This window comes from Achromobacter sp. Marseille-Q4962 (assembly GCF_943737005.1).
Taxonomy (GTDB): Bacteria; Pseudomonadota; Gammaproteobacteria; order Burkholderiales; family Burkholderiaceae_B; genus Achromobacter.
In genome coordinates this window covers 81,528-94,416 of record NZ_CALSFU010000013.1, presented here as the reverse complement: position 1 = coordinate 94,416, position 12,889 = coordinate 81,528, and the positions used below count along the sequence as shown (strand labels likewise).

At 67.6% G+C, this 12,889-nt stretch carries 10 protein-coding genes; 5 read left to right on the top strand and 5 right to left on the bottom strand.

Annotation, left to right across the window (positions count from 1 at the left end):
- Window positions 1-5: 5 nt before the first annotated feature.
- Genes gmd through NGJ44_RS13200 form a run of 5 tightly spaced genes read right to left on the bottom strand, consistent with a single transcriptional unit; the run spans window position 6 to window position 4,870 of the window.
- On the bottom strand, window positions 6-1,115 hold the full coding sequence (gene gmd, locus NGJ44_RS13220; protein WP_053244775.1) for a GDP-mannose 4,6-dehydratase: 1,110 nt from the start codon (window positions 1,113-1,115) through the stop codon (window positions 6-8).
- A 10-nt stretch (window positions 1,116-1,125) separates the two neighbouring features.
- On the bottom strand, window positions 1,126-1,539 hold the full coding sequence (locus tag NGJ44_RS13215) for a VanZ family protein (protein ID WP_200908012.1): 414 nt from the start codon (window positions 1,537-1,539) through the stop codon (window positions 1,126-1,128).
- The gene (locus NGJ44_RS13210) at window positions 1,526-2,956 is read right to left on the bottom strand and encodes a mannose-1-phosphate guanylyltransferase/mannose-6-phosphate isomerase (RefSeq protein WP_053244774.1); all 1,431 of its coding nucleotides are present in this window, start codon (window positions 2,954-2,956) and stop codon (window positions 1,526-1,528) included. The genes NGJ44_RS13215 and NGJ44_RS13210 overlap by 14 nt, the downstream gene beginning before the upstream one ends.
- 5 nt (window positions 2,957-2,961) lie before the next feature.
- Window positions 2,962-3,471, bottom strand: coding sequence for a GDP-mannose mannosyl hydrolase (locus NGJ44_RS13205; RefSeq protein ID WP_082308314.1), 510 nt, complete (start codon window positions 3,469-3,471; stop codon window positions 2,962-2,964).
- Window positions 3,461-4,870, bottom strand: a complete 1,410-nt coding sequence (locus NGJ44_RS13200; protein ID WP_053244772.1) for an undecaprenyl-phosphate glucose phosphotransferase — start codon at window positions 4,868-4,870, stop codon at window positions 3,461-3,463. The genes NGJ44_RS13205 and NGJ44_RS13200 overlap by 11 nt, the downstream gene beginning before the upstream one ends.
- Window positions 4,871-5,115: 245 nt before the next feature.
- Between NGJ44_RS13200 and NGJ44_RS13195 the strand changes: the two genes are divergently transcribed.
- The 5 genes from NGJ44_RS13195 to galE all read left to right on the top strand — a co-directional run bounded on the left by NGJ44_RS13195 (window position 5,116) and on the right by galE (window position 12,757).
- Window positions 5,116-6,255, top strand: coding sequence for a polysaccharide biosynthesis/export family protein (locus NGJ44_RS13195; RefSeq protein WP_053244771.1), 1,140 nt, complete (start codon window positions 5,116-5,118; stop codon window positions 6,253-6,255).
- Between the two features lie 61 nt (window positions 6,256-6,316).
- Window positions 6,317-8,578: a GNVR domain-containing protein gene (locus NGJ44_RS13190; RefSeq protein ID WP_053244770.1), complete on the top strand. Its 2,262-nt coding sequence runs from the start codon at window positions 6,317-6,319 to the stop codon at window positions 8,576-8,578.
- Between the two features lie 30 nt (window positions 8,579-8,608).
- Window positions 8,609-10,012, top strand: a complete 1,404-nt coding sequence (locus NGJ44_RS13185; protein ID WP_251864201.1) for a phosphomannomutase/phosphoglucomutase — start codon at window positions 8,609-8,611, stop codon at window positions 10,010-10,012.
- A 13-nt stretch (window positions 10,013-10,025) separates the two neighbouring features.
- Window positions 10,026-11,693, top strand: a complete 1,668-nt coding sequence (gene pgi / locus NGJ44_RS13180) for a glucose-6-phosphate isomerase (RefSeq protein WP_251864200.1) — start codon at window positions 10,026-10,028, stop codon at window positions 11,691-11,693.
- An 11-nt stretch (window positions 11,694-11,704) separates the two neighbouring features.
- A complete protein-coding gene (gene galE / locus NGJ44_RS13175; protein WP_053245061.1) occupies window positions 11,705-12,757 on the top strand; it encodes a UDP-glucose 4-epimerase GalE in 1,053 nt (350 codons plus the stop codon).
- Window positions 12,758-12,889: the final 132 nt, after the last annotated feature.

Below are 12,889 nucleotides of genomic sequence, written 5' to 3'. Positions count from 1 at the left end.
GCAGGCTACTCCTTGTAGGCGTAGATTTCATAGCCGTTCTGTTCGACCAGGGCGTCCCGGCGCGCTTCCTTCAGATCGGCTTCCACCATTTCCTTGACCAACTGGGCGAACGTGGTGCGGGGCGACCAGCCCAGCTTCTCGCGGGCCTTGGTGGGATCGCCCAGCAGCGTCTCCACCTCGGTCGGCCGGAAGTAGCGGGGATCCACGCGCACGATGACCTGGCCCGCCTTGACGTCGTGCACCGGGCTGAACAGCACGGTGGCGGTTTCGTTCAGCCCTTCTCCCTCCCACGCCAGCAGGATGCCCAGCTCGCGCGCGGCCGTGTTGATGAACTCGCGCACGCTGTACTGCATGCCGGTGGCGATGACATAGTCTTCCGGCGTGTCCTGCTGAAGCATGAGCCACTGCATTTCCACATAGTCGCGCGCATGTCCCCAGTCGCGCAGCGCGGACAGGTTGCCCATATAGAGGCAGTCCTGCAGGCCCAGCACGATGCGGGCCAGCCCGCGCGTGATCTTGCGGGTGACGAAGGTTTCGCCGCGCTTGGGCGACTCGTGGTTGAAGAGGATGCCGTTGCAGGCGTACATGCCGTAGGCTTCGCGGTAGTTCACGCTGATCCAGTAGGCGTACAGCTTGGCCGCGGCATAGGGGCTGCGCGGGTAGAAGGGCGTGGTTTCGCGCTGCGGGATCTCCTGCACCAGGCCGTACAGTTCGGAGGTCGATGCCTGGTAGAAGCGGGTCTTGTTCTCCAGCTTCAGGATGCGGATCGCCTCCAGCAGGCGCAGCGTGCCCAGGCCGTCGGCGTTGGCGGTGTATTCGGGCTCCTCGAACGACACCCCCACATGGCTCTGCGCCGCGAGGTTGTAGATCTCGTCCGGCTGCACGGCCTGCACGATGCGGATCAGGCTGCAGGAATCGGTCATGTCGCCATGATGCAGCACGAAATGGCGCGGCTGGTCATGCGGATCCTGGTAAAGATGGTCGATGCGCGCGGTGTTGAAGAGCGAGGCCCGGCGCTTGATGCCGTGGACTTCGTAGCCCTTGGACAGCAGCAACTCCGCGAGATAGGCGCCGTCTTGACCAGTAACGCCGGTGATCAGTGCCCTTTTAGACATGGTTGTATCCTTAAGACTTAGAAACTGCACGAAAGGAGCCGAAGGCTGCGGAACCGATGTGTAGGCAGGTTACTGACACACCCGCCGCCAGGATATCGGCCAAAAGGTCTAATAACTCAGCCTGCCGGTAGGGAAAAAGGGATTGGATTCCTTCGTCTAGCGTCCCCAGCACGGCCACCGAAAAGAGGGCGGCAAGAATGGGGCGGCGGTTGACCGACAGGTAAATCAGCGCGGCCAGAAACCCATAGGCCGCCAGGTGCAGGCGCTTGTCGCCAAAGGCGTCCGACATGTCGGACGCGAGTCCGGGCAGGTTGCCCACCGACACCATCACCAGGAAGAAGAGCCCGGCGGTCGGCAGGCAAAGGCGGGCCAGGCCCGGACGCCAGAAGGGCGGCCGGGCGTTGCGCGGCTCAGACGCGCCCATACATGTCCTGGAAGCGGACGATGTCGTCCTCGCCCAGGTAGGCTCCGGATTGCACTTCGATGATCTCCAGCGGGATCTTTCCCGGGTTTTCCAGGCTGTGGACTTCGCCGAGCGGGATGTAGGTCGACTGGTTCTCCGTCAGGAGGAACTGCTCGTCGCCCCGGTAGATGCGCGCCGTGCCGGTGACCACGATCCAGTGCTCCGCGCGGTGGTGGTGCATCTGCGAGGACAGCCGCGCGCCCGGCTTTACGGTGATGCGCTTGACCTGGTAGCGCGGTCCCTGGCCGACCGAGTCGTAGGAACCCCAGGGGCGCTGCACCTCCCGGTGGTGGTTGAGTTCCGCGCGCTGCTGCGTCTTGAACGCCTCCACCAGCCGCTTTACGTCCTGCGAGCGCGTCTTGTGCGCGACCAGCACGGCGTCGGCGGTTTCGATCACCACGATGTCGTCCAGGCCCACCGAGGCGACCAGGCGGCTGGTCGAATGGATGAGGCAGTTGCGCGAGTCCTCCACCATCACGTCGCCCGACATGGAATTGCCGTCGGCCGTCTTGCTGGCAATGCCCCATACCGCGTCCCAGGCGCCCACGTCGCTCCACGAGGCGGCCAGGGGAATGACCACCGCGCTGTCGGTGCGTTCCATGATGGCGTAGTCCATGGAATCGCTGGGGCAGGCCTCGAAGGCCGCGCCGTCCAGGTGGAAGAGGGCGGTTTCGCCGGTGCCGGCGTCCACCGCGGCCCGCACCTGCTCCAGGATCCGGGGCGCCAGCCGTTCCAGCTCGCCAATGAAGACGGACGCCTGGAAGGCGAACATGCCGCTGTTCCAGTAGTAGTTGCCTTCGTCGATGAAGCGCTGGGCCACTTCGGGCGAGGGCTTTTCCACGAAGCGCCTTACGCGGCGGGCGGGCGCCAGCTCGGGCGCTTCTTCGGCCTGGATGTAGCCGTAGCCGCTCAGCGGCGATGTGGGCCGGATGCCGAACGTCACCAGCGCGCCGTTGCGCGCGGCCTGGTAAGCCTGCGCGAACGCCTCGGCCAGCACCTCGCCGTCTTCCAGCACGTGGTCCGACGGCATGATGAGCATGACCGGATCTTCCCCGTCGCGCATGGCGCGCAGGGTGGCCGCCGCGATGGCCGGCGCGGTGTTGCGCGCGTGCGGCTCCAGGATGACCTCCACGTCCTTCATGCCCAGCTCCAGCGCCTGCTCGGCCGCGATGTAGCGGTGCGCCTCGTTGCACACCAGCATGGGCCGGGCCTGCGCGCCGGCCGAGCCCAGCCGCAGCAGGGTGTTCTGCAGCAGCGAGCGGTCGTTGGTCAGCCGGATGAACTGCTTGGGCAGCAGTTCGCGCGACAGCGGCCACAGGCGCGAGCCGGATCCGCCGCAAAGAATGACGGCCCGGTACGGGGGAAGGGGATTGGTCATGGCGCTCACTCCTTGAAGTAGGCCTGGGTGTAGGGGTGCACGCCGGGATCGGCGGCGATCGCCTCGGCGCTGGCCCAGCGGTAGCGCTGGTGCTGCGCTCGCGGCAGGTTGGCGATGTCCAGCGGAAAGTCGGCCTCATAGGCCAGCACGACGTAATGGGTGGAGCGTCCCGCCTCGCCCGCGAAATTGGTGCCGTAGAAGTGCTCGTACACGCCGCGCGGCCGCCACGATTCGGCCGGCACGGACAGGCCCAGCTCCTCCCGGGCGATGCGGCGCAGCGCCTGGCGCAGCGTCTCGTTCTTGCGGATGCGCCCGCCCGGCACGAACCACGCGCCCCGGGCCGGCGGGTTGGCGCGCAGCCCGGTCAGGTAGCGTCCCGCGCCGTCGCGCAGCAGCAGGTCGATGGACACCAGCGGCAGCATTTCCACGGCTCGGCGGAAGTCGGAGGCGGACAGCGCGCCCGCGGGCGGTTTCGCTTCGCGCATCGCGGGCCATCCCAGCGGTTCAGTAGACATTGCGGCCCGTCCAGCCCGACAGCGCGGTGCGGGCGATGATCTGCAGGTCCATGCGGAACGTCCAGTGCTGGATGTAATAGAGATCGTGCTCCACGCGGTCGCTCATCTTGCGCAGCGTGTCGGTCTGGCCGCGAAAGCCGTTGATCTGCGCCCAGCCGGTGATGCCGGGCTTGACGCGGTGGCGCATCATGTAGCGCTGCACCAGGTCCTTGTACATTTCGTTGTGCTCCAGCGCGTGCGGGCGCGGGCCCACTACCGACATCTCGCCCTTGAGCACGTTCAGGAACTGCGGCAGCTCGTCCAGGCTGGTGCGCCGCAGGAAGCCGCCGATGCGCGTGACGCGCGCGTCGTTGCGCGTGGCCTGGGTCACCACGCCGTGCTCCTGGTGCACGGTCATGGTGCGGAACTTGTAGACCTGGAACACTTTGCCGTCCACGCCCAGCCGGGGCTGCTTGAAGAACACCGGCCCCTTGGACGTGGCCTTCACCAGGCAGGCGATCGCCAGCATCAGCGGCGACAGGCCGAGCAGCGCGCACGCGGCAAAGCTGCGGTCGAACACCTCCTTGGCCATGCCGCGCACGCCGGCGGCCGGAAGGCTGTTGAGCTGGATGGCGGGCAGCCCCAGGAACTCGCCGATGCGGTGCCCCAGCAGTTGGATCGACATCACGTCCGGAATCCACCGGATGTCGACCAGGTCGTTGCGCAGGTGGTGCAGCACCTCGCGCAGCTCCTGGCCGGCCTCCATCGGCAGCACGATCCAGATCTCGCGCACGCCGTGCTGCTGCACGAACTCGTGCAGCGACTCCAGGCTGCCCACGCGCCGCACGCCCGGCGGCAGGATCTCGTGGTCTTCGGCATAGATGCCGGCGATTTCGTAGCCCGCGTCGCGGTAGCGTTCCACGCGGCGCCAGAGGTCGTGGCCCAGCGCGCCGAAGCCGACCAGCGCCACGCGCTTGCGGTCCAGCCCCCGGTCGCGCGCGGCGCCCAGCACGGCGTATACGCCGATGCGCAGCCCGGTCAGCACCAGCGCCGCCAGGCAGAACCACGTAGCCGCCCATACGCGCGATACCGCGCCGGCCTGATGCATGAGAAAACTGACGAAGATGCCCAGCGCGAACACGGTGGCCCAGGCCGCCAGCGCCCGCACCACCAGGTCGGTCAGCAGCCGACCGCGCCATGACACATAAAGACGGAACGCGGGAAAGATGGCGATCACGCCGAGTCCGCAGAGATAGATGAGGAACAGGTGGATCTGCGGCGGGTCGGCCACCGCTTCGTCGGAGAATTTCAGGCCCGTGGCGGTCAGGCCGCAGGCGATCACGATCGCGGCATCCAGGAGCCGGTACAGATAACCGGCTCCGCCGAATCTCGCCGACATATCCGTTTGGGACGGGTCCATCGTGCACTCCTGTTTCTTGGGCAGACACTTCGCGGCGCGCGGAAAAAAATGTGCGCCGCCGCAAACTTGCAGCTACCGGGGAAATCTTATTGAGTGCTCGCCGCGGTCGAAACCTCCAAACGGACTAGGAGAAGGCTTAGGGCATCCGTCGAATGTGCGGGGTACGGAAAAGAGAGTGGAATGTCGCAACCCGTTACGCATCGGGCTCCTTTCCAAGCAACGAAGTCATTCACAGTGGATTTGCCATGACGACACTATTCGGAACGTTGAGCCGGGCCATTGCGGCTATCGCGCTCGTGTCCTCGCTGGGCGCCTGCGCCCTTTCTCCCGGCATGACATTCAAGGCCGATCATCGGGTAGATCCGCTAGACCCGAATTCCGTGGCCGAGATCAAGGAGATCACGCCAACGCTGGTGCAGGACGAGCACCAGGCCCGGGAAGCCCTCATCGACAACAAGGGCGGCGTGGGCCACCTGCTCGGCAAGGGCGGGCCTTACGTCATCGGCCCGGGAGACATTCTCTCGATCGTCGTCTGGGACCACCCCGAGCTCGTGCTTCCGACGCAAACCTACGCCATCGGGACAGGGGCGACCGAACTAGCCATAGGAGACACCGCATCGGGCATTCCGGGATATACCGTTTCATCCACTGGATACATCCAATTTCCGTATGCGGGACTCCTCAAAGTGGCGGGGTTGACGGAACTCCAGGCGCGCAATCTCATAGTCAACAGTTCCAGCAAGTACATCCAGGACCCGCAGATCACGGTGCGCGTGCTGGGCTATCGCAGCAAACGCGTCTATGTGGACGGCGAGGTGAAGAATCCCGGAACCGTGGCAATCAACGACATACCCATGACCTTGCTCGAAGCGATCAACCGCGCGGGCGGAATCCTGCCCACCGGCGACCGCAGCAGCGTCTACGTCATACGCGAGGGCAAGAAGACGCGCGTGAACATTCCGGCGCTGATCGAGCGCGGGCAAGACCTGAACCAGGTCATGCTGCGGTCCGGGGACGTCGTGCGGGTAACCCCTCGCGAAGATAGCAAGGTGTACGTGATGGGCGAGGTGACCAACCCCATGGCCGCGGTCATGCGCGACGGCCGCATGTCGCTGACCGAGGCGCTGGGCGAAGCAGGAGGACCGAATCAGATGAGTGCCAACCCGTCAGAGATCTTCGTGGTGCGCGCCACCGACGAGGGCAAGCCGCTGGTCTATCACCTGGACAGCGGATCGCCGCAGGCCCTGGCGGTGGCGGAGAAGTTCGAGCTGCAGCCCAAGGACGTGGTGTTCGTCGATTCGGCCGCGATGGTGCGCTGGAACCGCTTCGTGAGCAACCTGTTCCCGAGCACGCAGACCGTACAGACCGTTCATTCCATCAAGTAGTACCGATCCTTCCCTTGCCTTTGGGGGCGCCGCGGCGCGGCGTCCCCTACTGGAGAGCTGCATGTCGTTGCCTATCGAATCCTTTGAGCCGCCCGTCCCGGCGCGCCAGCAGGAGACGCCGCTGACGTCGCACGTCGACGCGATCTTCACGAACCGCTGGCTGATCATTGCCTTCACCATGCTGGCCTTCCTGGGGGCGGCGATCTACATCATGGTGACGCCGCCCGTCTATTCGGCCGACATCATCGTGCAGGTGGAGGAAGAGCAGCCCAACGGCCAGGCGCGCAGCCTGCTCGGCGACGTCTCCGCCATATTCGACACCAAGGCGGAAACCTCGGGCGAGATGGAGGTGTTGCGCTCGCGCATGGTGGTCGGCCCCGCCGTGGACAAGTTCCTGCTGTACATCCACGCCAAGCCGCGGTATTTCCCCGTGGTGGGCGAATGGCTGGCGCGCCGCCACGAAAGCCTGCCCTTCCTGGCCAGCCTGCCGCATGGCGGCTATGCCTGGGGCGGCGAATCCATTTCCGTCTCGCAGCTCGACGTGCCCAACGAATGGCTGGGCAAGCCCTTTCGCATCACGACCCTGGGCGAGGGCCGCTACACGCTGAACGACAAGATCACCGGCGCCACCTTCAAGGGCACGGTAGGCAAGCCCGAGCATTTCCTGCTGCCGGGCGGCGGCGCGCTGGACGTGCACGTGGACGCCATCTCGGGCCGTCCGGGCACCGAATTCGTGGTGTCGCGCACCTCGCGCCTGGCCGCCATCGAGGACGTGCAGTCGCATCTGGGCATCTTCGAACGCGGCCGCGCCTCGGGCGTGATCGGCGTGACGCTGGAGGGCAACGACCCGGCGCTCACCACCGCCATCCTGAACGAGATCGGCCAGGAATACGTGCAGCAGAACGTCAACCGCAAGGCGGCGCAGGCTGAGAAGTCGCTCGGTTTCCTGGAGCAGCAGTTGCCCAAGCTCAAGAGCGAGCTGGACGCGGCCGAAACCAAGTACAACGCCCTGCGCAACAAGCGCGGCACCATCGATCTCAGCGAGGAAGCCAAGCTGATCCTGGCGCAGTCGGTGGACGCCCAGACCAAGGTCATGGAATTGCGCGCCAAGCGGCAGGAGCTCATCACCCGCTTCTCGCCCAGCCACCCGAGCATCGTGGCCATCGACCGCCAGATCGCCTCGCTGACGGGCGACGTGAATCGCATCGGCGGCAACATCAAGCAGCTGCCCGACCTGGAGCAGGATGTGGTGCGCCTGGTGCGCGACGTGCGCGTCAACACCGAGCTGTATACCGCGCTGCTCAACAACGCCCAGCAACTGCGTCTGATCCGCGCCGGCAAGATCGGCAACGTGCGCATCGTCGATGCGGCCGTCGAACCCGACAAGCCCGTGCGTCCCAAGGCCGCCATCATCATCGCCGTGGCCACGGCCATCGGCCTGATCTTCGGCGTGCTGTGCGCCTTCGTCCGCAACGCGCTGTTCGGCGGGCTGTCCGAACCCGAGGACGTGGAGCGCCATACCGGCCTGCCCGTGCTGGCCGCCATTCCCTACAGCGACGTGCAGGACAGGCTCTGGAAGCGCAGCCGCCGCAAGAACGCCTCGGTGCCCGCGCTGCTGGCGCAAAGCGAGGGCAGCTCGCCGCCCATCGAAAGCCTGCGGTCTTTCCGCAACGTGCTGCAGGCGTCGCTGCGCCACTCGGCCAACAACATGGTCATGTTCACCGGGCCCGTGGCGGGAGTGGGCAAGTCGTTCCTGTCGGCCAACTTCGCCTTCATCCAGGGCGGCGTGGGCAAGCGCGTGCTGCTGATCGACGCTGATTTCCGCAAGGGCCAGCTCCACAAGTATTTCGGCGTGCCCAAGGAAGACGGCTTGTTCGAGGTGCTGACGGGCACCGTGCCGCTGGCGCAGGTGCGCCGCCACAGCGTGGCCGAGGGCGTGGACTTCATTTCCACCGGCGCGGTCACCTTCGATCCCTCGGAGCTGATGGCCTCGCCCGTGTTCGGCGAAACCCTGCGCGAGCTGTCCACCCAGTACGACATGGTCATCCTGGACACCGCGCCCGTGCTGTCCTCGCCCGATGCGGCCGTGGTCGGCACGCACGCGGCGGCCGTCATGGTGGTGGTGCGATCGGGCATGAACACGGTGGGCGAGATCCGCGAAACCGCCAAGCGGCTCATCCAGGCCGGCGCGCCGGTGGACGGCGTGCTGTTCAATGGGCTCAAGCTGCTGCCGGAGCGGTTCAACTTCCGGTCCAAGTACGGCGGCTACCGCTATTCCCGCGCGGCCTACTACGGAGATTTCAAGCAGACGGGTTCCAAATAACGACAACCACCGCCACCTGGAGAAGCTGGCATGCACGGGACGTTTGGCTGGGAGAACCCGCAAATTCGGGATACGGTATTCAAGGCATACGACATCAGGGGAACAGTACCGGACGAAATCGACGCGCGCTTCGCGCACGGCCTGGGCCTGGCGGCCGGTGCGCGGGCGCTGGAGCAGGGTGTGCGCGCCATCGTGGTGGGGCGCGACGGCAGGGCCAGCAGCGTGGAGCTTTCCGCCGCGCTGCAGGCCGGCCTGCGGGCCGCGGGCGTGCACGTGATCGACATCGGCATGTCCACCACGCCCATGATGTATTTCGCCACGTGGCTCATGGACACGGGCACGGGCATCGCCGTCACGGGCAGCCACAATTCGCCCGTCCACAACGGCTTCAAGATCGTGATGGAAGGCGCCGCGCTGTATGGCGAGGGCATCAAGGCGCTGCGCGACGCCATGCTGGCGCCGGCGGAGGCCGCCGCCGTGCCGGGCGGCCGCACGCAGATGCAGATCCAGCCCTGCTATGTGGCGCGCATCCTGGGCGACATCCGCCTGGCGCGTCCCATGAAGGTGGCCATCGACTGCGGCAGCGGCGTGGCGGGCGCGGTCGCCCCGGCGCTGTTCCGCGCGCTGGGCTGCGAAGTCACCGAACTGTTCTGCGAAGTGGACGGCGCGTTTCCGGGGCACGCCCCGGACCCCGCCGATCCCCACAACCTGCAGGATCTCATCTACTGCCTGCGCTATTCCGATTGCGAAGTCGGGCTGGCATTCGACGGCGACGGCGACCGCCTGGGCGTGGTCACCAAGTCGGGCCAGATCATCTGGCCCGACCGCCAGCTCATCCTCTTCGCCCGCGACGTGCTCGCGCGCAATCCGGGCGCCGAGATCCTGTACGACGTGAAGTGCAGCCGGCACGTGGCGCGCGCGGTGGAAGAGGCGGGCGGGCGCGCCACCATGTGCCGCACGGGCCATTCGCTGGTCAAGGCGCGCATGCGCGAAACCGGCGCGCTGCTGGCCGGCGAGATGAGCGGGCACATGTTCTTCAAGGAGCGCTGGTACGGCTTCGACGACGGCCTGTACGCGGCCGCGCGCCTGCTGGAGATCGTCTCGGCCGCGCCGCACCCCTCCACGCTGCTGGAGCAGCTGCCGCAATCCTGCGCCACGCCGGAGATCAAGCTGGAAACCGCCGAGGGCGAGCAGTTCGCCCTGGTCGACGCCTTGCGCGCGCAGGGGGAGTTCCCCGGCGCTGTGTCGATCAACGACCTGGACGGGGTGAGGGTGGACTATGCCGACGGCTTCGGGCTGGCCCGGCCGTCCAACACCACTTCTTCGGTGGTGCTGCGTTTCGAAGGAGACACCGTGGCCGCGCTGGCCCGTATCGAAGAGGACTTCCGCAATGCGCTGCGCCGCGTTGCGCCTCATGTTCGTTTACCGTTTTAAGGAGCATCACGCGATGGGTAAGGCCAATAATGGGACAGCGGCGCCGGGAGCCGGCTCCAGCCTGGCGGACAGCCCGCAATGGCAGGCGTTCGCGCGGGCCGCGGACGCGGCCCGCCTGGACGCCGGCGCGCTGAAGACGATAGAGGCGGCGGGCCTGTGCGTGGACCTGACCATGCAATGGCAGTCGCCGGCGCTGGAGGAGGCCGGGCGGGCGCTGCTCGAGGCGCGCGGGCTGGCCGCGGCTCGCGATGCGCTGTTCGAGGGCGGGCCGGTCAACTGGACCGAGGGCAAGCCCGCCTGGCACACGGCGCTGCGCGCCGGCCGCACGCGCGAAGCGCCCGACGGCCAGGACTCGGAGTCCGTGCGCGAGTACGCCCGCATGCTCGACTATGTGCGGGCGCTGGACAAGGCGGGCGACTATTCCAGCGTGCTGCACATCGGCATCGGCGGCAGCGACTGGGGGCCCCGGCTCGCGGTGCAGGCTTTCGGCGGGCCGGCCCAGCGCCGGCAGATCCGCTTCGTGTCCAACATTGACGGCCATTCGCTGCACGACGCGGTGGCGGGGCTGGACGCGCGGCGCTGCCTGGTGGTGATTTCGTCCAAGTCCTTTACCACGGCGGAAACCCTGCACAACGCCCGCGCCGCCATCGCCTGGCTGCGCAACGGCGGCGTGAGGGACGCCAGCGCGCAGCTGGCCGCCGTCACCGCCAATCCGTCGGCCGCGCGCGCGCTGGGCGTGCCGGGCAGCCAGGTCTTCAAGATGTGCGACTGGGTGGGCGGCCGGTATTCCGTGTGGTCGGTGGCGGGGCTGTCCATTGCGCTCACCGTGGGCGCCGAGGTGCTGATCGGCATGCGCGCGGGCGCCGAAGCCATGGACCAGCATTTCCGCCAGGCGCCCGTCGGCGCCAACGCGCCCGTGCAGCTCGCGCTGGCCGGGCTGGTCAATTGCAGCGTCAAGGGCCACAACTCGCTCAACATCGCCGCCTACAGCGCGCGGCTGCTGCACCTGGTCACCTATCTGCAGCAGCTCGAAATGGAATCGCTGGGCAAGCGCGTGGCCGGCGACGGACAGCCCGTGGGCGTGCCCACCGCGCCCATCATCTGGGGCATGCCGGGCACCGACGGACAGCACACTTTCTTCCAGTGGCTGCACCAGAGCGAGGACGGGGCGCCGGTCGATTTCATCGCCAGTCTCCAGGGCCATCCGGGCAGCCCCGACGCGCACCGCATGCTGCTGGCGAACTGCCTGGCCCAGCGCCAGGCGCTGCTGCGCGGCAAGAGCCTGGAGCAGGCGCTGCTGGACGTGGCCCACATCGACGACCGCGAGCGCGCGCTCAGCCTGGCGCGGCACATGGTGCACCCGGGCGGACGGCCCTCCACCCTGGTGGTGATGCGCCAGCTCGACCCGCGCTCGCTGGGCGCGCTGCTGGCGCTCTACGAGCACAAGGTCTTCGTGCAGAGCGTGGTATGGGGCATTAATCCGTTCGACCAGTGGGGCGTGGAGCTGGGCAAGCGCCTGGCCACCGGCATCGAGCGCGAGCTGGCCGTGCCGGTGTCAGCGGGGCTGGTGGACTGGGGCCACGACGCCTCCACCTCGTACTGGATCGACCGCTACCGCAGCCATGCGCAGGCGCCGCGCCCGCGCCATGCGGGGCTGCCGGGCGTGGCCGCCCATCTCTGACGGGGCGCGCCATGGACCGCACCCATGTGCTGGTGACGGGAGGCGCCGGCTACATCGGCACCCACACGCTGGTGGCCATGGCGGCCGCCGGCATGCGCCCGCTGGTGATCGACGATTTCAGCAACAGCTGCCCCGCGGCGCTGTCGCGCGTCGAGCGCCTGTGCGGGGCGGAGATTCCCTTCGTGCGGGGCGACATCCGGCAGCCGGGGCTGCTGGACGAGGTGTTCGCCGACGCGGCGGCGCGCGGCGAGCCGGTGCGGGCGGTGCTGCACCTGGCGGGCAGCAAGGCCGTGGGCGAATCGGTGGCCGATCCGCTCAAGTATTACGAGAACAACGTGGCGGGTTCGCTCGCGCTGCTGCGCGCCATGCGCGGGGCGGGCGTGCGCCGGCTGGTGTTCAGCTCCTCCGCCACGGTCTACGGCGAGCCGCAGGAGCTGCCGTTCACCGAGTCGCATCCCGTGGCGCCCGCCAATCCCTACGGCCGCACCAAGCTCATGGTGGAGCAGGCGCTGCAGGACCTGTGCGCGGCCGACCCGGATTTCGGCGCGGTGACGCTGCGCTACTTCAACCCCATCGGTGCGCATCCCAGCGGCCTGATCGGCGAAAGTCCGCGCGACGTGCCCAACAATCTCTTTCCCTACATCACCCAGGTGGCGGTGGGCCGCCAGCCGTATCTGCGCGTATTCGGCAACGACTACGGCACGCCGGACGGCACCGGCGTGCGGGACTACCTGCACGTCATGGACCTGGCCGAGGGCCACGTGCGCGCGCTGGCCTATGCCTGCGCCAACGCGGGCTTCGTGGCGCTGAACCTGGGCACGGGGCGCGGCACCAGCGTGCTGGAGCTTGTGGGCGCCTTCGAGCGCGTGAACGCGCTGCGCATTCCTCTGCAGGTGCAGGCCCGGCGGCCCGGCGACGTGGAGCGGATGTGGGCGGACCCGTCGCTGGCGCGGCGCATGCTGGGCTGGCGCAGCACCCGAGGGGTGGAATCCATGTGCGCCGACGGCTGGCGCTGGCAGCGCAGCAATCCGCAGGGCTACGACGAGGACGGCCCGGCCCCATAACCCCGGCGGCGTGTCGGACGCATACCGGCGGCCCCTCCGGAGCGGTTACAGTTGACGTACTTATGGCTTTTGGGGCCGGGGCGGCTTCCCGTCCGCCCGGCCCGTATCCGTCAACGAGGCACTACCATGTCT

Bases quoted from the DNA above. Each gene is read 5' to 3' on its own strand.
- gmd (WP_053244775.1), bottom strand. From the start codon at position 1,115: ATGTCTAAAAGGGCACTGATCACCGGCGTTACTGGTCAAGACGGCGCC.
- NGJ44_RS13215 (WP_200908012.1), bottom strand. From the start codon at position 1,539: ATGGGCGCGTCTGAGCCGCGCAACGCCCGGCCGCCCTTCTGGCGTCCG.
- NGJ44_RS13210 (WP_053244774.1), bottom strand. From the start codon at position 2,956: ATGACCAATCCCCTTCCCCCGTACCGGGCCGTCATTCTTTGCGGCGGA.
- NGJ44_RS13205 (WP_082308314.1), bottom strand. From the start codon at position 3,471: ATGTCTACTGAACCGCTGGGATGGCCCGCGATGCGCGAAGCGAAACCG.
- NGJ44_RS13200 (WP_053244772.1), bottom strand. From the start codon at position 4,870: ATGGACCCGTCCCAAACGGATATGTCGGCGAGATTCGGCGGAGCCGGT.
- NGJ44_RS13195 (WP_053244771.1), top strand. From the start codon at position 5,116: ATGACGACACTATTCGGAACGTTGAGCCGGGCCATTGCGGCTATCGCG.
- NGJ44_RS13190 (WP_053244770.1), top strand. From the start codon at position 6,317: ATGTCGTTGCCTATCGAATCCTTTGAGCCGCCCGTCCCGGCGCGCCAG.
- NGJ44_RS13185 (WP_251864201.1), top strand. From the start codon at position 8,609: ATGCACGGGACGTTTGGCTGGGAGAACCCGCAAATTCGGGATACGGTA.
- pgi (WP_251864200.1), top strand. From the start codon at position 10,026: ATGGGTAAGGCCAATAATGGGACAGCGGCGCCGGGAGCCGGCTCCAGC.
- galE (WP_053245061.1), top strand. From the start codon at position 11,705: ATGGACCGCACCCATGTGCTGGTGACGGGAGGCGCCGGCTACATCGGC.